The 26,293-nt window shown below is 30.1% G+C and carries 24 protein-coding genes; 15 read left to right on the forward strand and 9 right to left on the reverse strand.

Annotated elements, in window-relative coordinates:
- Positions 1 to 2: 2 nt before the first annotated feature.
- The gene (gene glpK, locus ACTTBM_RS01110; protein WP_440634365.1) at positions 3 to 1,481 is read left to right on the forward strand and encodes a glycerol kinase GlpK; all 1,479 of its coding nucleotides are present in this window, start codon (positions 3 to 5) and stop codon (positions 1,479 to 1,481) included.
- A gap of 8 nt (positions 1,482 to 1,489) precedes the next feature.
- Positions 1,490 to 2,452 carry a 2-dehydropantoate 2-reductase N-terminal domain-containing protein gene (locus ACTTBM_RS01115; protein ID WP_440634366.1) on the forward strand — a complete coding sequence of 321 codons (963 nt, stop codon included), beginning with the start codon at positions 1,490 to 1,492 and terminating at the stop codon, positions 2,450 to 2,452.
- Here the strand turns inward: ACTTBM_RS01115 and ACTTBM_RS01120 are convergent, their stop codons facing one another.
- Positions 2,453 to 3,784: an NAD(P)-binding domain-containing protein gene (locus ACTTBM_RS01120; RefSeq protein ID WP_440634367.1), complete on the reverse strand. Its 1,332-nt coding sequence runs from the start codon at positions 3,782 to 3,784 to the stop codon at positions 2,453 to 2,455. It lies immediately after the preceding gene.
- 81 nt (positions 3,785 to 3,865) lie between these two features.
- Between ACTTBM_RS01120 and ACTTBM_RS01125 the strand changes: the two genes are divergently transcribed.
- From ACTTBM_RS01125 to ACTTBM_RS01155, 7 genes are all read left to right on the forward strand, one after another.
- Complete coding sequence (locus tag ACTTBM_RS01125) at positions 3,866 to 4,942, forward strand: ABC transporter ATP-binding protein (RefSeq protein WP_440634368.1); 1,077 nt, start codon at positions 3,866 to 3,868, stop codon at positions 4,940 to 4,942.
- Positions 4,943 to 5,054: 112 nt separating this feature from the next.
- The gene (locus ACTTBM_RS01130; RefSeq protein ID WP_440634369.1) at positions 5,055 to 6,386 is read left to right on the forward strand and encodes an ABC transporter substrate-binding protein; all 1,332 of its coding nucleotides are present in this window, start codon (positions 5,055 to 5,057) and stop codon (positions 6,384 to 6,386) included.
- A gap of 47 nt (positions 6,387 to 6,433) precedes the next feature.
- The gene (locus tag ACTTBM_RS01135) at positions 6,434 to 7,693 is read left to right on the forward strand and encodes a carbohydrate ABC transporter permease (RefSeq protein WP_440634370.1); all 1,260 of its coding nucleotides are present in this window, start codon (positions 6,434 to 6,436) and stop codon (positions 7,691 to 7,693) included.
- The gene (locus ACTTBM_RS01140; protein ID WP_440634371.1) at positions 7,683 to 8,876 is read left to right on the forward strand and encodes a carbohydrate ABC transporter permease; all 1,194 of its coding nucleotides are present in this window, start codon (positions 7,683 to 7,685) and stop codon (positions 8,874 to 8,876) included. Before ACTTBM_RS01135 ends, ACTTBM_RS01140 begins: the two co-directional genes overlap by 11 nt.
- Positions 8,876 to 10,132 carry an MGH1-like glycoside hydrolase domain-containing protein gene (locus tag ACTTBM_RS01145; RefSeq protein WP_440634372.1) on the forward strand — a complete coding sequence of 419 codons (1,257 nt, stop codon included), beginning with the start codon at positions 8,876 to 8,878 and terminating at the stop codon, positions 10,130 to 10,132. Before ACTTBM_RS01140 ends, ACTTBM_RS01145 begins: the two co-directional genes overlap by 1 nt.
- Before the next feature lie 42 nt (positions 10,133 to 10,174).
- Positions 10,175 to 11,335, forward strand: coding sequence for an iron-containing alcohol dehydrogenase (locus ACTTBM_RS01150; protein WP_440634614.1), 1,161 nt, complete (start codon positions 10,175 to 10,177; stop codon positions 11,333 to 11,335).
- Complete coding sequence (locus ACTTBM_RS01155; protein WP_440634373.1) at positions 11,335 to 12,123, forward strand: type 1 glutamine amidotransferase; 789 nt, start codon at positions 11,335 to 11,337, stop codon at positions 12,121 to 12,123. The genes ACTTBM_RS01150 and ACTTBM_RS01155 overlap by 1 nt, the downstream gene beginning before the upstream one ends.
- Here the strand turns inward: ACTTBM_RS01155 and ACTTBM_RS01160 are convergent.
- On the reverse strand, positions 12,115 to 13,800 hold the full coding sequence (locus ACTTBM_RS01160) for a formate--tetrahydrofolate ligase (protein WP_440614111.1): 1,686 nt from the start codon (positions 13,798 to 13,800) through the stop codon (positions 12,115 to 12,117). The genes ACTTBM_RS01155 and ACTTBM_RS01160 overlap by 9 nt on opposite strands.
- Before the next feature lie 124 nt (positions 13,801 to 13,924).
- Between ACTTBM_RS01160 and ACTTBM_RS01165 the strand changes: the two genes are divergently transcribed.
- From ACTTBM_RS01165 to ACTTBM_RS01180, 4 genes are read left to right on the forward strand one after another with little or no spacing between them, the layout of a single operon-like run.
- Positions 13,925 to 15,181 (forward strand): sarcosine oxidase subunit beta family protein, encoded by a 1,257-nt coding sequence (locus ACTTBM_RS01165; RefSeq protein ID WP_440614112.1) that lies wholly within the window; start codon positions 13,925 to 13,927, stop codon positions 15,179 to 15,181.
- Entirely contained in the window at positions 15,182 to 15,451 is a 270-nt protein-coding gene (locus ACTTBM_RS01170; RefSeq protein ID WP_075506172.1) for a sarcosine oxidase subunit delta, read from the forward strand. It begins immediately after the preceding gene.
- Positions 15,451 to 18,447, forward strand: a complete 2,997-nt coding sequence (locus tag ACTTBM_RS01175; RefSeq protein WP_440634374.1) for a sarcosine oxidase subunit alpha family protein — start codon at positions 15,451 to 15,453, stop codon at positions 18,445 to 18,447. Before ACTTBM_RS01170 ends, ACTTBM_RS01175 begins: the two co-directional genes overlap by 1 nt.
- Positions 18,444 to 19,031: a sarcosine oxidase gene (locus tag ACTTBM_RS01180; protein ID WP_440634375.1), complete on the forward strand. Its 588-nt coding sequence runs from the start codon at positions 18,444 to 18,446 to the stop codon at positions 19,029 to 19,031. Before ACTTBM_RS01175 ends, ACTTBM_RS01180 begins: the two co-directional genes overlap by 4 nt.
- Here ACTTBM_RS01180 and ACTTBM_RS01185 read toward each other — a convergent pair whose 3' ends face one another.
- From ACTTBM_RS01185 to purE, 7 genes are all read right to left on the reverse strand, one after another.
- Positions 19,032 to 19,883 (reverse strand): DMT family transporter, encoded by an 852-nt coding sequence (locus ACTTBM_RS01185; RefSeq protein WP_440634376.1) that lies wholly within the window; start codon positions 19,881 to 19,883, stop codon positions 19,032 to 19,034.
- Positions 19,884 to 19,903: 20 nt separating this feature from the next.
- Complete coding sequence (locus tag ACTTBM_RS01190; RefSeq protein WP_440634377.1) at positions 19,904 to 20,344, reverse strand: hypothetical protein; 441 nt, start codon at positions 20,342 to 20,344, stop codon at positions 19,904 to 19,906.
- A gap of 3 nt (positions 20,345 to 20,347) precedes the next feature.
- Positions 20,348 to 21,094 carry an aspartate/glutamate racemase family protein gene (locus tag ACTTBM_RS01195; protein WP_440634378.1) on the reverse strand — a complete coding sequence of 249 codons (747 nt, stop codon included), beginning with the start codon at positions 21,092 to 21,094 and terminating at the stop codon, positions 20,348 to 20,350.
- Between the two features lie 137 nt (positions 21,095 to 21,231).
- A complete protein-coding gene (locus tag ACTTBM_RS01200; protein ID WP_075506166.1) occupies positions 21,232 to 21,438 on the reverse strand; it encodes a cold-shock protein in 207 nt (68 codons plus the stop codon).
- A gap of 123 nt (positions 21,439 to 21,561) precedes the next feature.
- Entirely contained in the window at positions 21,562 to 22,029 is a 468-nt protein-coding gene (locus tag ACTTBM_RS01205; RefSeq protein ID WP_440634379.1) for a GNAT family N-acetyltransferase, read from the reverse strand.
- Position 22,030: 1 nt separating this feature from the next.
- The gene (locus ACTTBM_RS01210) at positions 22,031 to 23,077 is read right to left on the reverse strand and encodes a 5-(carboxyamino)imidazole ribonucleotide synthase (RefSeq protein ID WP_440634380.1); all 1,047 of its coding nucleotides are present in this window, start codon (positions 23,075 to 23,077) and stop codon (positions 22,031 to 22,033) included.
- 2 nt (positions 23,078 to 23,079) lie between these two features.
- Positions 23,080 to 23,571 (reverse strand): 5-(carboxyamino)imidazole ribonucleotide mutase, encoded by a 492-nt coding sequence (purE, locus tag ACTTBM_RS01215; RefSeq protein WP_262590420.1) that lies wholly within the window; start codon positions 23,569 to 23,571, stop codon positions 23,080 to 23,082.
- Positions 23,572 to 23,662: 91 nt separating this feature from the next.
- On the opposite strand from purE, the gene ACTTBM_RS01220 reads away from it, so the two are divergent.
- Both ACTTBM_RS01220 and ACTTBM_RS01225 read left to right on the forward strand, forming a co-directional pair.
- Positions 23,663 to 24,628: a membrane dipeptidase gene (locus ACTTBM_RS01220; RefSeq protein ID WP_440634381.1), complete on the forward strand. Its 966-nt coding sequence runs from the start codon at positions 23,663 to 23,665 to the stop codon at positions 24,626 to 24,628.
- Between the two features lie 3 nt (positions 24,629 to 24,631).
- The gene (locus ACTTBM_RS01225; RefSeq protein WP_440634382.1) at positions 24,632 to 26,293 is read left to right on the forward strand and encodes a hypothetical protein; all 1,662 of its coding nucleotides are present in this window, start codon (positions 24,632 to 24,634) and stop codon (positions 26,291 to 26,293) included.

The following is a 26,293-nucleotide window of genomic DNA, read 5'->3' on the forward strand; positions in this document are numbered from 1 at the left end:
CATTGAAAAAATTTATTATTTCCATTGACCAAGGAACGACATCTTCAAGAGTAATTTTATTTGATACAAAAGGTAATATTATTTTTGTTTCACAATATGAATTTAAACAATATTTTCCAGAAAATGGTTGGGTCGAACATAATCCAAATGAAATTTGGTCCACAACACTTAAAGCTTTAAAACAAGTAATCAATAAAGCAAAAAAATTAAAAGGTCACATACTTACAATTGGAATTACAAATCAAAGAGAAACTACAATTTTATGGAATAAAAAAACAGGAAAGCCAATTTATAATGCAATTGTATGGCAAGATAGAAGAACCCAAGAATACTGTAAATTACTTAAGAGAAAAAATTATGAAAACTCATTTAGAAATAAAACTGGATTATTCATAGATCCATATTTTTCAGCAACTAAAATTAAATGGATCTTAGACAATGTTAAAATTTCAAAAAAACTTCTTAGTTCAAATGATTTATTATTTGGGACTGTAGATACATTTTTAATTTGGAAATTAACAAAAGGTAAACATCATTTAACTGAAGCATCTAATGCAAGCCGAACAATGTTGTATAATATTAATAGTAATAAATGGGATAAAGAAATTTTAAAAAAACTAAATATTCCACAAAAGATTTTACCTGAAGTCAAAAACTCAGCAGATAATTTTGGAAAAACAGATAAAAAAATTACAGGAGTTGAAATTTCAATTTCCGCAGTTCTTGGTGATCAGCAGGCTGCAGCATTTGGACAAACTTGTTTTGAAAAAGGATCTATAAAAAGCACATATGGTACTGGTGCATTTGTTATTATGAATACTGGTCCAAAAAAAATTAATTCGAAGAACAAATTACTGACTACTATTTGCTATCGATTAAATAATAAAAATACTTACGCCTTAGAAGGTTCAATTTTTATAGCTGGCGCAGGAGTACAATGGCTAAGAGATAAAGTAAAATTGATAAAAAAAGCACCTGAAACTGAAAAAATTTCAAAATCCTCTAAAATTAACGATGGTGTTTTTGTTGTACCAGCTTTTAGCGGAATGGGAGCACCTTATTGGAGACCAGATGCTAGAGGAGTAATTACAGGATTAACAAGAGACAGTGACTGGAAAAGTATAGTGAGAGCAACGGTAGAGTCTGTTGGTTATCAAAGTTTTGATTTGTTTGATTCAATGAACAAGGATGGTTTGAAACCAAGAATAGTCAAGGTAGATGGTGGAATGGTTGCAAATAATTGGTTCACACAATTTTTAGCTGATGTTATTAATTTAAAAGTAGTTAGACCAAAAATATTAGAGACAACTGCTTTGGGTGTAGCTTTATTAGCTGGACTTCAAATAGGAGAATATAAATCTTTAAATCAAATCAAAAATATGTGGAAAAAAGATCGTGTTTTCTCACCAAATATTAAAAAAACATTAAGAAATGAACTTTTAGCAGGATGGAAACTAGCAATTAAAAAAACTTTAGCGTAACTAGTCTTATGAAAAAAGTTTTAATAATAGGAGCGGGCGCAATGGGCGCTGCATTTACTTTTCCCCTTGCTGATAATAATCATAAAGTAACTTTAACCGAGCCTTACAGTAAAGATCTCTTAAATAAATTAATAACAAAAAACAAATTTCATCCTGCATTAAAACTTAAATTATCAAAAAAAGTTTCTATCAAAAAATTTTCATCAGACTTACTTAATGAAAAATGGGACTTAGTTGTAGTTGGAGTAAGTTCTATTGGAATTGAAATGGTTAGAGAGCATTTAAAAAATATAAAGAGAAAAGTTTCTATTCTCGTTTTGACCAAAGGTCTTAAATATGATCGAAATAATAAAAAAATTATTACTATGTCGGAGCAATTAAATAAAGGAAATCAAAATTTAAATATTTCAGTATTAAAAGGACCTTGTTTGGCAAAAGAGTTGGCAAAAAAAATCAAAAGTTACACCGTGATAGCAAATAAGGATATTAATATTGCAAAAAATATAGGAAAATTAATCTCAACTAAATATTACAAAACAGAATATTCAAGTGATGTAAAAGGTGTTGAATTTTCATCTGCAATTAAAAACATATATTCAATGATTATTGGATCAGGTGAAGGTGAAAATACTGCTTCAGCTTTATTTAGAAAATCATTAGATGAAATGGAATATTTAATAAAATATTTTAGAGGTAAAAAAGAAACAGTTCATGGGTTAGCTGGAGTGGGTGACTTATATGTTAGTGCAGTTGGAGGAAGAAACAGTAAAATGGGTGAATATTTAGGAAAAGGTTTTACTTTTAAAGTTGCAAAAAATAAATTTATGAAAAATGATACAGTAGAGGGCGCAGATCTAGCTAAAGAGATTGCACCTTACATATTGAAAAAAATTAATAAAAATAAAATACCACTTATGCATGCACTATTAAGTGCAATCACAAAAAATAAAAAATTAAAAGTTAACTATTAATTATTTATTTAAAAAAGTCTTCATCGAGTCATCCATCGCAGTTTCCCATGGAGTATGGTGTATAGGTGCAACAGAACCTGTAACAGGTGATGAAAACGATTTGTTTCTGTAAGTTAAGATATCTTCTACTTTATGATGTTCCCATTCTTTGAAATGTTTTCTGATTAATTCAAAATCTATTTTTGGATAGTCAGACATATCATGAAGTTCTTTTGTGTACTCAGTTTGAAAATCAATCATTTGATCTGGGTTTTCTAATTTTTCCTCCATAGCAACCCATTTATTGATATCTTTGTTGATTTCATCAGCACTTGGCATTTTAATTTTTCCCATGATCACATCTCTTGCAAACCAAGCTTGGCAATCAAACATATTAAAAGTATGGAATTGGTCTTGCATACCAAGATATAAAAGTTTGTGATTATCTTGCCAAACAACTCCTTTATATAATTTTGGTGGATACAATCTGTTATGTGTTTTTAACTTTATGCTTTCATCTAGAAATGGAAAATGATGCAGGTAACCAGTACACAATATTATTGCATCTGCATCCTGTTCAGTACCATCTTTAAAAATTGCTTTTTTTCCTTCCAATCTATCCAGATAATGAACTTCCTTCATACCTTCAGGCCATTTAAATCCCATAGGTGCATTCCGATATCCAATAGTTACACTTTTAGCTCCATATTTATTACACTGTAAAGCAACATCTTCAGCTGAATAACTACTTCCCAAAACTATCACATCTTTTCCTCTAAATTCCTCGGCATCTCTAAAATCATGTGAGTGCATTATTCTTCCTGGAAAAGAATTCATTCCTTTATATTCAGGAATGAAAGGAACTGAGAAATGACCAGTAGAAACAACTAAATAATCAAATGTATCTTTTGAAATTTCATCTTTAACTTTGTCTTGGTAGGTTATTTCAAATTTTTCATTGCTGAAAGTTACATTTGTAACTCTTGTGTTTAGTTTTATTTTATTTTTAATTTTGCCTTTGCTTACTCTTCCAAGAATATAATCTTGCAAAACTTCTCTTGGCGGAAAAGAAGGAATTGGTTGTCCAAAATGTTCATCAAAAGAATAATCAGCAAACTCTAAACATTCTTTAGGACCATTTGACCATAAATATCTATACATACTATTATGAACTGGATCTCCATATTGGTCACTACCTGTTCTCCAATTATAGTTCCACAAACCTCCCCAATCTTCTTGTTTTTCAAAACAAACTATTTCAGGAATTTTTTCACCTTTATTTTCTAAGTGTTCGAATGCTCTTAACATTGATAGACCGCAGGGTCCTGCTCCAATAATTGCAATTTTGCTCATTGTGTTTTCTCCAGTTTATAAATATCCTAAATAAATATAATCAAAAATAAACTGAAAATACAATATAAATATTAATTTAAGATGGCTGAGATAAATATTTCGAACATAAATAAATCTTTTGGATCTACACATGTGATCAAAGATGTGTCTCTAGATATTAAAAGTGAATCTTTCACTGTATTAGTTGGACCAAGCGGATGTGGTAAATCAACAATGTTAAGAATGATTGCAGGCTTAGAGGAGATCAACTCAGGAACAATTTCAATAGATGGACAAGTTGTGAATGATCTTCCTCCTAAAGAAAGAAATATCGCAATGGTATTTCAATCTTACGCATTGTATCCACATATGACTGTTTTTGATAACATGGCTTTTGGATTAAAGATTGAAAAAAAATCTAAAGAAGAAATTACAGAAAGGGTTATGGAAGCTGCTAAAATTCTTCAAATTGAAGAATACTTAGAGAGAAAACCAAAGCAATTGTCAGGAGGACAAAGACAAAGAGTTGCAATTGGTAGAGCCATTACAAGAAAACCAAAAGTATTTTTGTTTGATGAACCTTTATCTAATTTAGATGCAGCTTTAAGAGTTCAGATGAGAGTAGAATTGGCTAAATTACATGATCAATTAAATGCAACAATGATTTATGTTACACACGATCAAACAGAAGCAATGACACTTGCAGATGATATAGTTGTATTAGATCAAGGTATTGTTTCTCAAAAAGGATCACCTTTAAAACTTTACAATGAACCTGAAAATTTATTTGTAGGTGGGTTTATTGGTTCACCAAAGATGAACTTTATTAATTCTAAAGTTATAAGTTCTAATAATTCTGGAACCGAAGTTGAAATTTCAGGACAAGGAAAAATTATCGTTCCAAAAACCTCAGATAAAGTTTCACCTGGAGATAATGTAAAGATTGGTATCAGACCTGAGCACATCTTAATAAATAATGGTGAAAAATGTTGGGAGAGTAAGGTATTCGTGATTGAAAAATTAGGTTCTTCTACTTTTTTATATCTAGAAAAAGAGGGAGAGCCATTAGTAGTCCAAACTGATGGTGCTAGCAAAGTCAACGTTGGAGATAGTCTTAGTTTAGGATTCGATCTAAGCAAATGTCATTTATTCGACAGCAATAATTTAGCCTTTAAATAAAGGTTTTTTTATAATTTTTGAAATTACCTCATAATAGGGATGACACTATTGCATAAGAAATTTTTTCTAAAAAATATTAAGGTTTAAAAAAATTAATTAACAAGAGGTAATTATGTTTAAAAAAACTTTAATACTATTATCTGCTGTAGCATTTTTTATAAACAATGTTGCTTTTGCAGATATTAAGTTTTGGACAACTGAAACTCAACCAGCAAGAATGGCTAAGCAAGAAGATATGGCTAAAGCATTCGAAGCAAAAACTGGTATTGCAGTTGAGGTTATTCCAATAGATGAAAAAGAATTAGGTAAAAGAGCAACAGCTGCAGCTGCAGCAGGTGATTTACCTGATGTAATTTATCATACACTACAATATGTATTGCCATGGGCTGAAGCAGGAATTTTAGATGTTGATGCTAACAATGATGTTGTTAAAGAATTGGGTAAGAAAACTTTTGCACCTGGTGCTTTAAATATGGCTAAGCAAGGATCAAAAATTGCTGCTGTTCCAGTTGATGGTTGGACTCAAATGATCGTTTATAGAAAAGATCTTTTTGAGAAAGCTGGTTTAGAGCCACCAACTAGTTATGCAAATATCACTAAAGCAATAGAAGCACTATCATCAAATGATATGTTTGGATTTGTTGCTGCTACGAAAACAGATGAAAACTTTATGAGTCAGGTTTTAGAACATGTATTATTGGCTAATGGAGTTAACGTAGTTAAAAAAGGTGGTATAAAAAAACAAGGAAACAAACTTAAAAAAGCTTTAGAGTTTTACAAAACAATTGCAAAAGCTAGTCCAGAAGGTGAATTATACTGGAAACAATCGAGAGAACTTTATTTTGCAGGTAAAACTCCAATGATTATCTGGTCTCCATTTATTATGGATGAATTAGCAGGATTAAGAGATTCCGCTCCTCCAACAATAAATGATGATCCAACATCAAGCGAGTTAGCATCAAAAACTGGTTTCATTACAAACTTTAGTGGACCAAATAATAAAAAAGGTGCTGCTTGGGCAGATGTAAGATACTTTGGTATAACAGCTGACGCAGATACGGATGAAGCTAAGCAGTTTATTCTTTATTCTATGGACGAAGGATATACTTCAACTTTAGCAATTGCTCCTGAAGGGAAATTTCCTGTAAGAAGAGGTAATGCAAGTGATCCAGCTGCGTATACTAAAGCTTGGTCAAAACTTCCAGTAGGAGTGGATAGAAAAGCTCCATTAACTGATCTTTATTCAGCAGATGTTATCGATAACATTGTAGCTGGTTTAGATACTGCTAGCAGATGGGGAGTTAAAGAAGGTGAACTTTCTAGAGCTTCTAAAGTTATCAATTCTCAATTCATTAATAGAATAACAAGACTATATATTGATGATCAAATTGATGTTGATGAAGCAGTTGATATGATCAATACTGCATTAGCACAGTTCAATTAATTTTAATTTTATAAAAAAGCGGATAATATTAATTATCCGCTTTTTTTATGAGTAATTCACTTTCAAAAATAGAAAAAAGAACTGCTTATGCTTTAACTTTGCCAGCAGTTCTAATTGTATTTGCAATAGTATTATTTCCAATATTTTCAAACGTTTGGATTAGTTTTAAAGAAGTTCAATTAAAAGATATAAGAATTCCAGAGCCAAGAGCAAAAAAAATAGTCAAATCTATTAAAAACCAAGATACAAAAATTAAGATTATTTATAAATTAAGAAATAGTTCCTTAATTCAAGATATTAGAAATGTTAAATTCCACGATAAATTCCCAAGTAATGTTAAACCAATTGATTTAGATCAGAGATGCAAGTTTTTATCAAATAAAGTTCAGTGTGATTTTGGTAATTGGTCAAAAAAATACAGAGAGCAATTTGTAATTTTTTTTGAAACAAAAAATGGTGAAAAAATTGATAAAAAACAATTTAAATTAAATAAACCTAATTTAAAAGGAAAAGCAGATAACATTCTTTTGACAAGTGATTTTACTTTGTCAAATTTTAAAAAAGTAATCACAAACTATGAATTTAAAGATTTATTATTAACAACATTTTATTATACTTTTTTTGGAACTGTGGGTGCAATTGTTTTTGGAATTTTGTCAGCCCAAATGGTAAATCAAAAGTTTAGGGGTCGAAGCTTTGTTAGAAGCACTTTATTGTTTCCCTATGTAGCTCCAGTTGTGGCTTTAGCATTTACTTGGGAGCTCTTATTAGATCCTAATAGTGGTACTTTAAACAATCTGCTACTGAATTATAATATTATAGATAAGCCAATAAATTTGTTGGGTCAAAAGTATGTATCTATTTTTGTTTTCGGTTTTGAATTTAAATTAAGATTAGCGTTAACAACTGTTATTATATTTGAAATCTGGAGATATTTTCCTTTGGCTTTCCTTTTTATTTTAGCAAGACTTCAAGCAGTTCCTAAGGAACTTTATGAGGCGGCAGATATTGATGGAGCAGGTCCTTACACCAAATTTATGAATATAACATTGCCGCAGATTACAGCAGTGATTTCAATTTTGTTTATGATTAGATTTATTTGGAATTTTAACAAGTTTGAAGATATTTTTCTATTAACAGGTGGTGCATCAGGTACCAGAACACTTCCAATTAATGTTTATGAACAGGGATTTTCAATAGGAAACATTGGTATGGGATCGGCAGTATCAATGGTGATTGTAATATTACTTTTATTTTTCATGTTAATTTATTTTAAACTGATAGGAAAAAGAGCCAATGAGAGTTAAATCAATTATTACTTTCAGTTTAATTTCTTCATTTTTTTTATTTTCTCTAATTTCTATTTGGAAAATTCTTTCAACATTACAAGGAATTGAACTTAAAACTTTAAACTTCAATTTTTATTTTTTAAGTGGAATTATAATTTCTATTATTTCAATTTTCTTAAGTGAAAAATTAAACAAGTTATTTAAAGTAATTTTATTAGCATCTGTGTTTGTTTTAGTTGATTATTTTATTAATAGTTCTTTACCTATATGGCATTATATAGGTACATTTCTGATCCTGTTATTTTTTGTTAATAAGCTATTTAATTATAACAAGAAACATTTTAGTTACGATTTTTCAGCACAAATTATATTTTTTGATTTTTTAACTTTATTTGGAATAATCTTTTTTTCTTTTGTAATTTTATTCCCATTTTACTTGATGTTAGTAACAAGTTTCAAAACTCAAGCTCTTTTATTAATTAATCCTTTAGATTTCAGTGTTGATTTAACACAAGATATAAAAATCTTATTCAAATCCTATATTGTAGTTTTTACAGAATATAATTTTGGTAAGTATATGCTTAATAGTTCAATTGTCTCAGTAGGTACGGTTATAATTACATTATTACTTGGGATCCCAGCAGCTTATGCAGTTGCAAGATTAAACTTTTTTGGAAAACACTTTTTGTCTACATCTATTTTAATTATATATATGTTTCCTGCGATTGTGCTTGTAATTCCTCTCTACACTGTTTTTAGCCAGTTAGGTTTAAGAAATTCTGTATTTGGATTATTGATTATTTACACAGCTACAACACTGCCAGTGGCAATTTATATGCTCCAAGGATATTTCAAAAGTATACCAAAGGAACTTGAAGAAGCAGGTATAATGGATGGACAAAATTGGTTTGGAATTATTGTTAAAATCATTTTACCCTTAAGCTTACCAGCAATTGCCTCTGTAGCATTATATGTATTTATGATTGCTTGGAATGAGTTTTTATTTTCACTAATGTTTTTAGATAGCCCTAGCTCATTTACATTATCAAGAGCAATTCAGTTTTTAAATGTAGGGGCTGAAACGCCTAGACAATATTTGATGGCTGGTTCTGTTGTTGTAACCTTACCAATTTTATTTATTTTTGTTTATTTTGAAAAATATTTAGTTAGTGGATTAACATCAGGGAGCGTTAAGGGTTAATGAGTTCGTTAAAAAGAGAAGCTGAAAATATTTTATTAAATAATAGGCGTGAGGGATATACTCTACCTACAAATAATAAGTTATACCCAGCACAATGGAATTGGGACTCAGCATATATAGCACTCGGTTATTCTTATTTTAATAAAGAATACGCAATAGTTGAGATAGAAAAGTTGTTCGAAGGACAATGGTCTGATGGTATGGTTCCTCATATTTTATTTCATCATAAGGATGAAAATTATTTTCCAAATCATAATACTTGGCAGTGTGGCGAAAAAATTCCATCATCTGGAATAACTCAACCTCCTATAGTTTCAAGTATTTTAAAATTAATGTTGGATAAGCATGAATTTAGTTCTAGTGAAATGGAAAGAATTTTGAATTTAGTAAAAAAAACAAAAAATTATTTAGAATGGTTTTACAAATATAGAGACCCAAATGATACTGGTTTAGTTTCTATATTACATCCATGGGAAAGTGGCACAGATAATTCACCTTTATGGGATTTTCCTTTAAGTAAAATTTTAATTGAAGAAAATCTTGAATACAAAAGAAGAGATTTAGATGTTTCAAGTAGTGATGTACGACCACTTAAAAGGGACTATGATTGTTACATTACTCTTTTAAATCAGTTCAGAAATGAAAAATATAATCCTGAAAAACTCTATGATATTTCAATGTTTAATGTCGCTGATATAGGTTTTAATTCTTTATTTTTGAAAGCTTGCAAAGATCTAGTCTATATTGCAACAAAAAATAATATTGACTGCACATCAATACAAAAAAAAATAATACAAACTGAGAATAAATTAATTAGTTTATATAACAAAGTTGATAATTCATTTTACTCATTTGATGTTTTAAATAAGCAATCATTAGAAATCCCTTCAATTACAAATTATTTCATATTGTTTGCAGATTTAAAAAATCAAGAAATAAATAACTCGGTAATTCAAAGTTTAAAAGAATATAATTTGAATGAAAAATATTTTTTTTCTTCGATAAAACCTGATAGTAAATATTTTGAGGAGATAAGGTATTGGAGAGGACCTGTTTGGATTAATTGTAACTGGATTTTATATAAAGGATTATTAGAAAAAGATCCTGAATTTGCCGATAGAATAAAATCACACACATTGGATTTAATACATGAAAAGGATTTTCATGAATACTACAGTTGTAAATCAGGAACTCCTTATGGAGCTAATAATTTTTCTTGGTCTGCTGCATTATATTTAGATTTAATAAATAATTAATTTTTAAGTGATTAATTAATCAAATAAATATATTCTTTTTAGATAAATAATATGAATTGGAATTATCCTACTACTATTTGGTTTGGAGCAGGTAAAATAGAAGATCTTGCAAACGCCTGTTTGAACTTAAAAATTAAAAGTCCACTTTTTGTAACTGACAAGGATCTTTTAAATCTACCAATGACTTCAAAAGTAATTGAAAAATTAAAAAAAGACTTTGATAATTTACAAGTATTTTCACAATTTTCAGGAAACCCAACTGGAAAAAACGTAATGGATGGGGTCTCTTTATATGTAGAAAAAAAATGTGATGGAGTAATTGCCTTTGGAGGAGGTAGTGCATTAGATGTTGGAAAGGGAATAGCTTTTATGTGCGGTCAAAAAAGACCTATATGGGATTTTGAAGATATAGGTGATTATTGGACAAGAGCTGATGGAAATAAAATTTCTCCAATTATAGCTGTTCCAACCACTGCAGGAACAGGCTCAGAAACAGGAAGAGCTTCAGCCATCATAAATGAAGAAACAGGAATAAAAAAAATAATTTTTCATCCAAAAATTTTACCTTCTATTGTAATTTTAGATCCAAATTTAACCAAAGATCTTCCACCAAGAATAACAGCTGCAACAGGAATGGATGCACTTGCTCACAATCTTGAAGCTTTTTGTGCACCTGGGTTTCACCCGATGGCAGATGGTATTGCGCTTGAGGGTATGAGGTTAATTAAAAATTCTTTAATAGAGGTTTATAAAAATGGCACGAATATAGAAGCTAGATCTGAAATGTTAGCAGCGTCTAGTATGGGCTCTACTGCTTTTCAAAAAGGTCTGGGCGCAATACATTCTCTAAGTCATCCGATAAATGCACAGTTTGATGTACATCATGGTTTAAGTAACGCGATATTTATGCCTTATGTTTTAACTTTCAATAAATCAGTTATTGAAAAAAGAATTATATCTATTTGTAATTATCTTAATCTAAATAGTACATTTGAAAGCTTTTTAAAATGGATATTAAATTTGCGTAAAGAATTAAACATCCCTCATAAACTTTCAGATGTTATGGACTGTAATGAAATCGATTTAGAAAAACTCTCTTTAATGGCATTTGAAGATCCATCTACAGGAGGCAATCCAAAAAAAATAACAAAAGATGATTTAAAAGAAATTTATAAAAAAAGTATTTCAGGAGAGTTATTTTAATGAAGAAAATTTTGGTAGTAGAAGGTAATTTACAAGAGGAAAATCAAAGTTTTACAGAGGCAGGTATTCAAACTCATACAGAAAGCTTAAAACATAGTCTTTCTCATTTCACTGATAAACTAAATATAGATGTGGTTAATCCCTCTTCAGATGAAAATATAAGCGAGAATATTGATCCACTAGAAAGTTATGATGGTCTTATTTGGGGTGGAAGTAGTTTAAATATTTATAACAAGACACCTGAAATTTTAAGACAAATAGAATTTATGAAAGAGTGTCAGAAAAAAATTAAAAAAGTTCTAGCGATTTGTTGGGGGATGCAAGTTGCAGTAACTGCCGCTGGTGGCGAAGTAAAAAAAGCTGAGAAGGGGTCACACAGAGGGATTGCAAGAGATATTGAAATTAATGAAAATGGTTTAAATCATCCATTGTATAAAAACAAAAATAAAAAGTTTAATACTCCAGCATTTAATTTTGATGAAGTTGTAACTCTTCCAGAAAATTCTACACTGCTAGCTTCGAACCCAATTAATAATGTTCAAGGTTTAAATTTTAAAGTTGGAAATTGTGATGTGTGGGGCCTTCAGTATCATCCAGAAATTACTTACAACAAGATGATTAACTTAATTATTTTTAGAAAAGATAGACTTATAGAACGTGGTGCTTTTAAAGACCAAAATCATATTGATGATCACATTAAAAATATAGAAATAGAAAACAAAAAATTAGATAAAATTTCCAGAATGAGAGAATTAGAGAATTGGTTAGATTATCTTAACTTAGAATAATCCTTCAATCTCACCTTTTTCATTTAGTTTAATAGAGTCAGCTGCAGGAACCCTAGGTAATCCAGGCATAGTCATGATTGCACCGCAAATAACCACAATAAACTCTGCGCCTGATGATAGCCTTACTTCTCTTACTGGTAAAGCATGACCTGTCGGCGCTCCTTTAAGATTTGGATCTGTTGAAAAACTGTATTGAGTTTTTGCAACACAAATTGGTAAATCACCATATCCAGCTTCTTCAAAGTTTTTAAGTTGATCTCTAATTTTTGTATCAGCGATTACTTCATCTGCTCTATATATTTCTTTTGCAATAGTCTCTATTTTTTTAAACAAAGGTGTTTTGCTTTCGTATAAAAATTGAAATTTAGCTTCATCTTTTTCACATAATTCTGAAACATGAGCTGCTAATTCTTTTGTACCTTCACCACCATTTGCCCAATGAGTACACAGACTAGCTTTAACACCTAAATTATCACAAAAATCTATAAGTGCTTTCACTTCATTATCAGTATCTTTTATAAAGTGATTAACTGCTACAGCTACAGGTAAACCAAATTTTTTAACATTTTGAATATGTCTTTCTAAATTTACTAACCCTTTTTTTAAAGCTTCAACATTTTCATTTTTTAAATCATCTTTAGCAACACCACCGTGCATTTTTAAAGCTCTTATAGTTGCAACAATTACAACACAGCTTGGTTTTAAATTTGATTTTCTACATTTAATATCTAAGAATTTTTCTGCACCAAGGTCAGCACCAAATCCCGCTTCAGTTACAACATAGTCTGCTAATTTTAAACCAGTCTTAGTTGCGATAACCGAGTTACAACCATGAGCAATATTTGCAAACGGACCACCATGAATAATTGCAGGATTATTTTCCAAAGTTTGTGTAACATTAGGTCTGATAGCTTCTTTTAAAAGAACTGTCATAGGACCTTGAGCATTTAAGTCTTTCGCATAAACTGGTTTTTTATCTCTAGTATAACCAATAGTTATATTTCCAATTCTTTTTTCTAAATCTTCCAAATCATTTGATAAGCAAAAGATTGCCATTATTTCTGATGCAACTGTAATATCAAAACCATCTTCTCTTGGAAAACCATTTGCTACACCACCTAAATTTATATTTATAGATCTTAACGATCTATCATTCATGTCCATAACTCTTTTCCAAACAATTCTTCTAACATCGATATCCAGTTTATTTCCCCAATAAATATGATTATCGATTAATGCTGATAATAAATTATGAGCAGATGTAATTGCATGAAAGTCACCTGTGAAATGTAAATTTATTTGTTCCATTGGAACGACTTGAGCATAACCTCCACCAGCTGCTCCACCTTTCATACCAAAAGAAGGACCTAAGCTTGGCTCTCTAAGACATACGATAGATTTTTTTCCAATTTTATTTAAACCATCATTTAATCCAACTGAAGTTGTAGTTTTTCCTTCTCCTGCTGGGGTTGGGGTAATAGCAGTTACTAAAATTAATTTTCCATCTGGCTTATCTTTTAGTTGCTCTAAATATTCTAAATTTATTTTTGCAATATGTCTGCCCATAGGACTAAACGCAGAGCTTTCATCAGGTACATTTATCTTTGCTAAAATATCATTTATTGGTTGCATTTTAGCTTCTCTAGCTATCTGTATATCTGATTTTACTTCGCTCATTCGTTATCCTTTATTGTAAATTTTTTTGCATAATAATTATCTTATTTGAGATTTTTCGAAACTTCTAAAATATATATATAAAAAAAATAAGAACTATTTAAATTCATTAATATAAAATTCTAATATGCAAAAGTATTCTATTTTTAGCTTGGTTAAAAATGCGTTAACAGGCCATCAAAATTGGGATTTAGCTTGGAAAGATCCAAACCCTAAAGAAGAGTACGATGTTGTTATCATCGGGGGTGGTGGTCATGGTCTAGCTACAGCATATTATCTAGCTAAAGAGCATCAAATTACAAAAGTAGCAATCATTGAAAAAGGATGGATTGGTGGTGGAAACGTTGGTCGTAACACTACAATTATCAGATCAAACTACATGCACGATGAAAATGGTCTTTTCAGTGAGTTTGGAATGGATCTATGGAGAAAGATGAGTCAGGACTTAAATTACAACGTAATGTTTTCTCCAAGAGGAATTATTAATCTTGCACACTCAGATGCACAAATGAATGCATATGCAAGAAGAGGTAATTCGATGAGATTAAATGGAATTGATGCGGTTCTTTTAAACAGAGAAGAAGTAAAAGAATTAATTCCAATGGCTGATTTTTCAGACAACGTAAGATTTCCGATCTTTGGTGGATTGATGCAACCAAGTGCTGGAACTGCTCGTCATGATGCAGTTGCTTGGGGGTACGCTCGTCAAGCAGACTCGATGGGGGTAGATATAATTCAAAATTGTGAAGTCACAGGTTTTGATGTTTCTGCAGGAAAAATAAAAGGGATTAGAACATCTAGAGGAAATATTAAAGCAAAAAAAGTAGGTCTATGCGTTGCTGGTAGCACAAATATTTTAGCAGAAAAATTAAATATGACTTTGCCAATTGAAACTCATCTTTTACAAGCTTGTGTTTCTGAACCAGTGAAACCAGTTTTAGATAAAGTTGTAACTTTTGGTGCAGGTCACTTTTATATTAGTCAATCAGACAAAGGTGAAATGGTAATGGGTGGAGACCTCGATGGTTACAATAGTTACGCTCAAAGAGGTAATCTTCCAACATTACAACATGTTTTAACTGAAGGAATTGCGATGATGCCATTTTTAAGTAAATTAAAAATGCTAAGAACTTGGGGTGGGATCATGGATATGTCAATGGATGGTTCACCAATAATTGATAAAACACATATTGATGGTTTGTATTTAAATTGTGGATGGTGTTACGGAGGCTTTAAAGCAACTCCAGCATCAGGATGGACATTTGCACATACTATTGCTCAAGATAGAGTTCATGAATTAAATGCAGGATATAGTTTGAACAGATTTAGTACTGGTCATCTTATTGATGAAAAAGGTCTTGGTACAAAAACTTGGATTTCATAAATGTTACATATTAAATGCCCACATTGTGGAATGAGATCTCAAAATGAATTTTCTTATGGTGGAGATGCTACTGTTAAAAGACCAGAACTAAATAAAGAAGTTACAGACCAAGAATGGGATAATTTCGTTTACAATAGAGTCAGTCCCAGAGGAAAACATTTAGAACTTTGGCAGCATTTATCTGGTTGCAGACAGTGGATTAAAGTTGAAAGAGATACTGCAACACACGAAATTTTTAAAACTTACAAGGCTAACGAAGAAATTGCTTAATGACTCAGAGTTATCGAATAGAAACAGGTGGCTTAATAAATAGAAATAAAAAAATTTCTTTTAAGTTTAACGGTACATCTTATTTTGGCTATGAGGGTGATACATTAGCTTCAGCTTTACTAGCAAATGGCGTTCATTTAGTTGGTAGAAGTTTTAAATATCACAGACCTAGAGGGTTTTTTGGTGCAGGAGTTGATGAACCTTATGCAGTTGTTCAACTTTATAGAAATGGTGAAACGGAGCCAAATATTAAAGCAACTGAACAGGAATTGTTTGAAGGATTAGAGGCAAGCAGTGTTAATTGTTGGCCAAGTGTTAACTTTGATATTGGAGCAATAAACAATTTTTTAAAAATATTTTTACCTGCAGGATTTTATTACAAAACTTTTATGTGGCCAAAAAGCTTTTGGTATAAAATTTATGAGCCATTTATTAGAAAAGCAGCTGGATTAGGTGTAGCTTCAACAAAACACGATAAAGAGAGATACGAACATAAATATGAGTATTGTGATCTTTTAATTGCTGGATCTGGACCATCAGGTTTAGCGAGCGCTTATTCTGCGGCTAAAAATGGAGCCAAAGTTATTTTAGCTGAAGATAAACCAAGATATGGCGGCTCATTATTAACGAGCGATGTGAATATTGGTAACCAATCTGGAAAAGATTGGGCGGAAGGTATTATTTCAGAATTAAAAGAGATGCCTAATGTAACCGTAAAAAATAGATCTCAAGTTTTTGGATACTATGATCACAACATGTTAGTAATGTCTGAAAAAGTTAGTGATCATTTACCTAAAACTAAAAAATATCATCCAAACAAAAGACTTTGGTATATTAGAGCAAAAGAAGTTCTAATTTCATCTGGATCAATTGAAAGACCAATTGTATTTGGAAATAATGATACGCCTGGTGTAATGCTTTCATCTGCAGCTAAAGAATATTTAAAAGTTTATGGCGTCTTAGTTGGAAAAAAACCTTTGGTATTTACAAACAATGATAGTGGCTATGAAACTGCAATTGAATTTAAAAAACATGGAGTTGAGCCTATAGTTTTAGATTCAAGATCGAATCCACAATCAGAAATTATTGATGAAGCAAAAAATTTAGGAATTAATATTAAAAATTCATATGTAGTAGTTGCAGCACAAGGTTATAAAAAAGTAAAATCAGCTGATGTGGCAACTATTTCTGACGACAAGAAAACACTTGGTAAAATAGAAAATATAAATTGTGACTGTATATGTGTTTCTGGATTTTGGACACCTACAATTCATTTGGCATCACAATCAGGAAATAAATCTAAATTTAATGAAGAGATAGACGCGTTTGTTCCAGGAGTTTCAAAACAAAATGAAACAACTTTGGGAGCTGCTAATGGTGTGTTTACTCTAGAAGAAACTTTAAAAACATCATTTGAAAAAGGAAAAGAATTATCAAAAAAAATTACCGAGAAAGATAATGAAATATCTATTCCAAATGTAGTTGAAAAAAAATATTCTAAACATGATAAGTTTTGGTGTGTTCCATTACCAAAAGGTAAAAGTTACAAAAGATTTTTAGATTTTCAAAATGATGTTGCTGTTTCTGATGTAGAGATTGCATTAAGAGAAGGTTATAGATCAATTGAACATGTAAAAAGATATACCACTTTAGGTATGGCAACAGACCAAGGAAAAACAAGTAATTTAAATGGATTACAATTAGTATCTGAGATAGAAAATAAAGTTGTTCCGTCTGTTGGCCACACTACTTTTAGACCTCCCTATACACCTATTTCTATTGGTGCTATTGTTGGTAGAGAAGTAGGAAAGCATTCAAAACCAACAAGAAAATCTCCAATTCACAATTGGCATGAAGAGCATAACGCTGTTTTTGTTGATGCGGGAGTTTGGTTAAGACCAAGATACTATAAAAGAGGAAACGAAACTTTGTTCGAAGCTTCAAAAAGAGAAGCGAAAAATGTAAGAACAAATGTTGGTGTTTGTGATGTAACAACACTTGGTAAGATCGATGTTAAAGGTCCTGATGCTGCTGAATTTTTAAACAGAGTATACACAAATGCATGGTTGAAGTTACCTGTTGGAAAAGCAAGATATGGAGTGATGTTAAGAGAAGATGGGATAGTGATGGATGATGGTACAACTACTAGAATTTCAGAAAACCACTATCACATGACAACAACTACTGCTCAAGCAGCGAATGTACTTTCACATTTGGAGTATTATTTGCAACTTGTTTGGCCTGAACTTAATGTAAATGTAGTTTCAACAACTGAGCAATGGGCAGGAGCTGCTATAGCTGGCCCTAAATCAAGAGATTTATTACAGAAATTGTTCCCTAAAACAGATGTATCTAATGAAGGTCTTCCGTTTATGGGATATGTCGAGGGTGATTTATTTGGTGTTAAAGCTAGAATCTTCAGAATTTCATTCTCAGGTGAATTAGCTTACGAAGTTAATGTTGAGTCTGATAACGGAAGATTTATGTGGGATAAAATAATTGAAATTGGAGAAGAGTTTCAAATTCAACCATATGGAACTGAAGCACTGTCTACACTTAGAATTGAAATGGGACATGTTGCAGGTTCTGAATTAGATGGAAGAACAATTCCTTACGACAATGCATTAGAAGGGTTATTGAGTAAAAAGAAAGACTTTATTGGAAAAAGATCATTGCAGAGAGCAGCTTTTATAGCTGAAGATAGACAGCGAATTGTAGGCGTTGTTCCATTGGATAAAAAAACTAGTATTCCAGAAGGTTCACACTTAGTTAAAGACGCTAACGCTCCTTTGCCGAATAAAAAATTAGGTCATATCTCAGCCTCTTGTTGGAGTGTTGAGCATGATAATCCATTTTCACTAGCAATATTAAAAGATGGAAAAAATATGATTGGAGAAAAATTATTTGTAATGTCTCCATTAAAAAACAAAGTTATTCCAGTAGAAATAGTTTCATCACATTATGTTGATCCAAAAGGAGAAAGAGTTAGATCATGAGTTTAATTTCAGCTTTAAATAATGTGCATGCAAAAGGTCAATTTGGAGATTTTGAAGGTAAAGATGATAAAAATTTACTTTCAATATCTGAAACTACTAATTTATTAATTGTACAGATAGTTCAGTATAAAAGTTCAAACTCATCATTAGACAGTATGCAGGTAGATGGTCTAAATTTAAGAGACAATCCATCTTTAGTTAGCTCCAATGATAACACAAGAATACTTTGGAACGGTCCAAGAAATTGGATTTTAGTTTCTAAGAAAAAGGACACTTTAAATGAAATAGAGCAAAAATTTAATGATAATGAATTTGCAATAACAGACATATCTCATTCAAAAGCAATAATTGAAATTGAAGGTAAGGAGGCTAAGGAAGTTTTAAAAAAAGGATGCCCATTTAATTTTGGTGAGCTAGAAAAAAATCAATGTTTAAATTCTACTTATAACGGAATGTCAGTAACTATTGATATGCTTGATGATGATCCAGATAAATTTAGAATATTTGGATTAAGAAGTTTTGGTGAATCTCTTTATCACTCAATAACAGATGCATCTTTAGAATTTGGATATGTTGCAAAGTAATTATTTCTCTCTAGTAGCAATATAAACACCAATAGTAGCTATAAAAAATCCTAAAAGATCTAAATTAGATAATTTCTCATTTAAAAATAACCATGCCATGAACGCAGATGTGGGAGGAATTAAAAAAAATATCGAAACTGTTTTGCTTGCGGAATTTTTTTTAATTAAGAACATAAGTATTGTGAATGCTCCAAAGGACACTAAAAAAATTTGATGACTCATTGCAATTATAAATGTTTTTGAAAATTCAATGTAAGGATCAGCAAAAAAAATTATAATTAATAAATGAAATGAAAAACCTCCAAGTGCTTGGTTCATATTACTTACTGATAAGGGTAGGTTGTTACTTATTGTTTTTTGCCAAAGAGTTGAACTTGTTATTGCTATCAAAGCTATAATGGTTGCAATTAATCCAGCAGTTGGAATTTTTGACCCAATTTCAAAACCGAGAACCAATGATGCTCCAACAAATCCCAATAAAACACCTATCCATTGTTTAATAGAAACCTTCTCTTTAAGTATTGGTCCACTTAATGCGTTAGTTAGTATTGGCTGAAGAGTTACAATTAAAGCGGCAAGGCCAGTAGGCATTCCAATAGAAATTGAATAAAAAACACCTCCTAAATAAAATCCATGAAAAAGAACTCCACTGAAAAAAGATTGTAAAAAATTTTTCTTACTTACAATTATTTTCTGCCTTGAGTAGATAGAAAAAATTAAAAAACCAAATGCTACGAGTGCAAATCGAAAGGCTAATGCAGCAAAAGGATCGCTGTAATCAATGATTGGTTTTGTAGTTATAAATGCGGATGACCAAAGTAAAATAAATATTAATGGGAATACCTTAATCACTGTAATTAATAAATTTAAATTTAATCAATTAAATTTAATTTAATCAAATTTTTTTGCTTAGTTTCTTTGCACCACATTTCGTAACTTTCACAAACTCTCCAAAGATGATTAAAGGCTCTTTGAGACAATTCCAAAGGGAAATGAGTTTTTGTATAATACAATTTTGGTATTTTAAGCAAAAATTTAACCATAGAATCTTTTTGAATGTCTAAAAGTCTTAATGTTTCTTCATTAATTTTCTTACCAGTAATTTTATCAATAAAATTGTTATCTTTTAGTTCAGATATCCAATTTTCATGAAATTCTCCTGAGCTAATAAAATCATAATCTTTTGTTGTCATGAAAATCTCAAATGCTTGGATGTTATTAACTTCAGGATTTTGGTTTTTTATCTCAATTATTTTAGAATATATTAGTTCAGCAACTCTTAAAACATAGGGCTTATCAATTTTAGATGTCACTGTTTATCTTTTGTGTTTCTGCATTGCAGAGTGAGCAAGAATTAAATTTGGATCCAAAAATATTTTTGAAGATTTAATATTCTTGAATGATTTAAAGGCAAATATTGCTATTGGTAACTCAGTACAACCTAAAATTATTTTTTTACACTTCATTTTTAGCAAATATTTTATAGCTGGTTTAATAGCTTTTTCAGCAGCTCTAACATTGCCCATTTTTACAAACTTGATTGCTTTATTTACTGAATTTTTTTGAAGATTTTCAGATGGATTAACCAATTGATAGGTCTCGTCAAAAAATTTATTATACACTCCAGTTTTTAAAGTACCTTCTGTAGCCAATAATCCTACTTTTGAATTTTTTTTACAGTTCTTTTTTGTAAACTTAAAAACTTCTTTTGGCATATTTATAATTGGAATATTAATTTTTTTTTGTAGATCATCAAACCAGTAATGTGCTGTATTACATGGAATAACAATAAATTTGCATTTGTTTTTTTCTAATAACTTACAACCTTCAAGAAGACTTTTTAAAACTTTATTATATTTTGTTTTATTAGATTTATTTGAATTTAGATTTGATAAGTTTTTTGTTTGAGTACCTATAGACTCTGGCCTCCCCGGAATATTTGATTTGTTATACAGAACAAATAAAGGATACTCTTGATCAATTTTTCCTCTATTCAGTACTGCAAGTTTATTGCAAAAATCAAGACCAGCTTGAGTACCCATTCCACCTAAAATTCCGATCATAAATTTTTTATTATTTTAAATACAACTTATATAATTAAATTTTTTGACTAAAAGTTGTTTTTTATAAGATTTGGTACTGGCTGAATAAAATTATTTATTAAAAAATAAAATTTTTTCAGCCAATAGGAAGTGTGAAATTATGCAGTTTTTAAGTTAACTGCTGAAGGACCTTTAGGACCATCTTCAACATCGAAAGTCAAAGCTTGACCCTCATCTAAACCGTTCATACCAGCATCTCTTACTGCTGAAACATGTACAAACACATCTTTTTCTTTGTCTTCTCTTTCAATAAAACCAAAACCTTTGGTTGGATTGAACCATTTTACTTTACCTGTTAGACTCATATTATTTCTTCTTACTTTTTGTTATATTAATTATTACTTAAAATTTATAATTAAGTAATCTTGGCTTTCTTTAGATTTTAATGGGTTTTGTCAACAAAATAGAGAAATTATTCGATCTTATTGTCAATCTGTAGCAATCAATTTAGTCAAATAAACAGAATTAACATCTTCTTTATAATGAGCAAAAGGTTCACAAGGCTCAAAACCACAAGATTTAAAGAGTTTTCTAGCAGGAATAAAAAAATTTCCAGCACCTGTTTCAATACTTAATCTTTTAATATCTAATTTTTTTGCCTCACTTATTAGATGATTAATAACAATAACACCGTGTCCTTTTTTTCTAAAATTGTCATGAATTCTAATTGATTTAAATTCTCCATGACCCTCATCTAAAAATTTTAATGCACCACATCCCATTAATTCATCATTGTTATATAAACTCCAGAATTTAATCGATGGAACTTTAAGACCAGGGATGTCTAAAACATGAGCACTTCCCTCTGGTGAGGCAGCTCTAAGCTCAACAAAATGCTTAGTTAAAAGCTTGTGAACTTCTGGATCATCAAAATTTCCTTCAATTGATTTTAACATATTATTCCAGAATAGTGATATGACCCATTTTTCTTTTATCTTTAATTTCTTTTTTTAAATAATCAAAAAAGAATTCATTATCTTTAAGTTTTGGAGAATTTCTATAGTGAGATATTTGATCTCCTAGTAAATTTATCATTTTTGCATTTGATAATTTTTTTAAAGGTATCTGTTCAAGTCCACAAACAGCTCTGATGTGATTTTCAAATTGACTTACATTAAAAGCATTAATTGTTAAATGTCCAGAATTATGAACCCTTGGAGCAATTTCATTTACATAAAGATTATCATTTCTATCTATAAAAAATTCTACACATAGAGTACCAACATATTTAAGTTCTTCAGCAATAAGTATTGCCCAATCTTTAGATTGATTAAATATTTTTTCATTTATATCTGCAGGTATTTTAGAATGTTTTAAGATCTGATCTTCATGGGTATTTTCTATAGGTTCATAGATTTCATATTTATTATTACTAAACCTAGTTATAATAATTGATATCTCTTTTTTAAGTTTGACTAATTTTTCTAAAATATATCCTCTTGATAAATCTAATTTAAGATTTTTTAATTCTTCTGATGATGAAACAGGGTGTTGCCCTTTACCGTCATAACCTAATGTTGTAGTTTTAATTATACCTGGTAAAAAATCTTCAAGGACATCAATATCAGATTGATTTTCAACTGAGACGTATCTAGTTGTTCTTATATTTAATTTATTTACAAAATCTTTTTCTGCTAACCTATGTTGAATTAATCTATTTACCGAAGGTTTTGGTAAAACTGGTTTTAACTTGTTGATATCATTTAATGTTTCATATGGAATGTTTTCAAATTCATAAGTTACGATATCAACTTTGTTTACAAATTCATTTATTTTTTCTTTATCGTCATATTTTGCACCAATAAATTCGTCACAAAAATTTTGAGCTGGTGCTTCCAAATCATCACAAAAAATTATTATCTTTATCCCTAATTTTTTTGCAGCAATTGCAAGCATACTTCCTAATTGGCCACCTCCAATAATCCCAAGAGTAATATTAGACATTTTTATTTTGGAGCTCTTTTAACAGATTTAGTTTGGTTTGATCTCCAACTTTTTAACTTATTTTTGATCGATGAATTATTAATAGCCATTATTTCAGCTGCAAGTAATGCAGCATTAATAGCGCCATCTTCTCCAATTGCTAAAGTACCAACAGGAATCCCTTTTGGCATTTGAGCAATCGAAAGTAAACTATCTAAACCTTTTAATTTTTTACTTTCAATCGGTACACCCAAAACTGGAATTTGAGTTAATGCAGAAATCATTCCCGGCAAATGTGCTGATCCACCAGCTCCAGCAATAATTACCCCAATATTATTTTTTTCTGCCTTTAATGCAAAATCGTACATTCTCTTTGGGGTACGATGAGCAGAAACAATTTTAGTTTCAAACGAGACACCTAATTGTTTAAGAGTTTTTTCTGCTAATTGCATAGTTTTGTAGTCTGATTGACTACCCATAACTATTGAAACTTTTTTATTAGTATTTTTTTTCATGAAAATGGCTCTATTGTTTATTTCAAAATTAATCAAAAATTTCAATAAAATTAATAGTATTTCAATTTAGATTGATTAATCTTATTTCGTTATGAATTTTAAAATTGATAATTTGCAATATTGCAATTGGTCTAGAAAAATTTTTGAAACAAACAGAGCTGCAGGTTTAGATGCAGTTCATGTAACCATAGTTTATCATGAAGATTATGATGAACTACTAATAGAATTAAATAAGTGGGAAAAAATTTTCGAAGCTAATTCTGATCTTATATTTCTGGGAAAAGATTTTAAAGATATTGAAAAAGCAAAGCTTGAAAACAAAACTGCAATATTTTTTGGTTTTCAAAATTGTTCACCAATTGAGGATGACATAGGTTTGGTTGAAAAAGTTCATGAACTTGGATGCAGATTTATGCAACTAACTTACAACAATCAATCTCTTCTTGCTACTGGTTGCTATGAAAAAATTGATAGCGGAGTAACTAATTTTGGAAGAGAAGCAATAAAAGAAATGAATAGAGTAGGCATCGTTGTTGATATGTCTCATTCTGCAGAAAAAAGTACAATGGATGCAATTGAAATAAGTGAAAAACCAATTGCAATTACACATGCAAACCCTTCTTTTTGGCATGCTGCAAAAAGAAACAAGTCTTCAGATTTGCTTAAGATGCTCAGTGATAGTGGAGGAATGTTAGGTTTATCTTTATATCCACATCACTTGAAAGAAAATACTAATTGTACTCTTGATAGTTTTTGTGAAATGGTGGCAAAGACCGCAGAAATTATGGGAGCAAGTAAAATTGGTATAGGGTCAGATCTTTGTCTTGATCAACCCGACAGTGTAGTTGAGTGGATGAGAAATGGTACTTGGACCAAAACTAAAAATTACGGAGAAGGATCAAAAAATAAACCAGGCTTTCCAAAACAACCTAATTGGTTTGAAGACACAAGAGGATTTGCAAATATAGAAAAAGGTCTCAAAAAGATTGGATTTTCAGATGATGAGACACATGGGATACTAGGAAATAATTGGTACAATTTTTATAAATCAATTTAAGTTATGCAAGTAGAACTAAGAGATCCAAATACTATTATGAAGTTATCTCGTTTGGGATCTTTTCATCAATCTAAATTATCTTTTTTAAGAAGTTTTTTGAATGAATTTAAAGACTGGGAATATAAACAAGATTTTTTTAATTTAGATGAAAATGGTTATGGTGAGGCAGTATATTCGTTTAAAAAAGACAAAAGAGTTTATTCTTTAGTTTGTTTTGCAAATCATATTAAAGATGAGGAAAGATCAGACAGAGTTATAGCTACTAAATGGGATGCGGCTTTTACTCTTCATGATGGAGTACCAGGTAAAAAAGATATTGAAAGATTGAAAAATGAAGTTCCCAAACAAGAAGTTGGAAGACTTTCTTATAAAGAACTTACATTATCAAGAGCGAATAAATCTGTACGATTATTTAATCATGTAACAGAGAGTTTAAGTCAAGGATTACAACCAGATTTAAATTTATTGTCAAAAGTTGGTTATTTATACAGAACTACTGCTGTTTATGGATCTGGTAAATTTGGTTTAGCAGATAGGTTTAGAATAAAAAATCGTGAGGAAATTAATGGACCATTTAGATTAGAAATGATGCTGGTTTATCTTGTAAGACAGTTTACTTTTGACCAAGTTAATCATGTTGCTTTTCATAGGAACCCAAAAAAAGCAGTAAAACTAGATGAGCAAATCTCTAAAAATCTAGGTATTGGAAATTCTACTGGATTAGGAATGGCCCCCTTTATTGTTAATCATCCAACACTTTTAAATAACTGGATTTTAAGTAGAGAAATAGCTTTAAAAAAAATTAGAGAAATTCAAAATGTAAATAAAAAGGATAGTGAACTTTTTATTGATTGTGTAAAAAAATCACTAACAAACATTACAAGTTGGAACACTGATAGTGAATATCAAAAAAATAAAATTAATAATTTACTAAAAGATGTTCAAAAATTTTTGAAATTCATTGAGAATGATTTTGATTTTACAAAAGAATATCCTTTCAACAGTATTTATAAGTGGCTTGAAAAAGAAACATGTGAAGAATGTATTGAATACATAGTATCCATTATGATGGAACCATATAGTGAAATAACTGAACCTTTAGTAAAAGAAATGAGCTCTGATGAAGAAAAATTTTTTAATATACCAACTCATAGGACTGTTGAAGATTTAAGAAATATAATTGAGAAAAAATATCCAAATATATTAGAAATAAATTTTGAAAAAAAAGAAAATAATCAAAATTTTTGGTTTATCTCAAAAAATAAAGAAGAGCCAAGATTAGCTGATAGATTTGAAGAACATGGTTCAGAATTAGAACAACCTTTGGCCATAGCTAGGGATATAAAAAAACTTTACGAAATATTATTGGTTTCTAAAAATAGTCAAACCGTATCTGACTTTTTAATAAAAAACTCTGATTTAAGACATGTTATTAGAAGGGTTTTTATAGTTGAAAAATTTCCTTATTCAGAAATTCAAGATAATACAATTGGTAAAAACATAATGCCTATTGATATGTTGAGATTGAAGTTATCTTTCTTTGGGGCGTTAAAATTTGACCCAAGATCTGACAAGTGGTTAAGAATTTGTATGTTTCAAGGAGCACCATTACCTCATGAATTAAAAAATTATGATGAGCAGTGGGTTTATAAAACTAAAATTTAA

The organism is Candidatus Pelagibacter sp. HIMB1746 (assembly GCF_052047555.1).
Lineage (GTDB): Bacteria > Pseudomonadota > Alphaproteobacteria > Pelagibacterales > Pelagibacteraceae > Pelagibacter.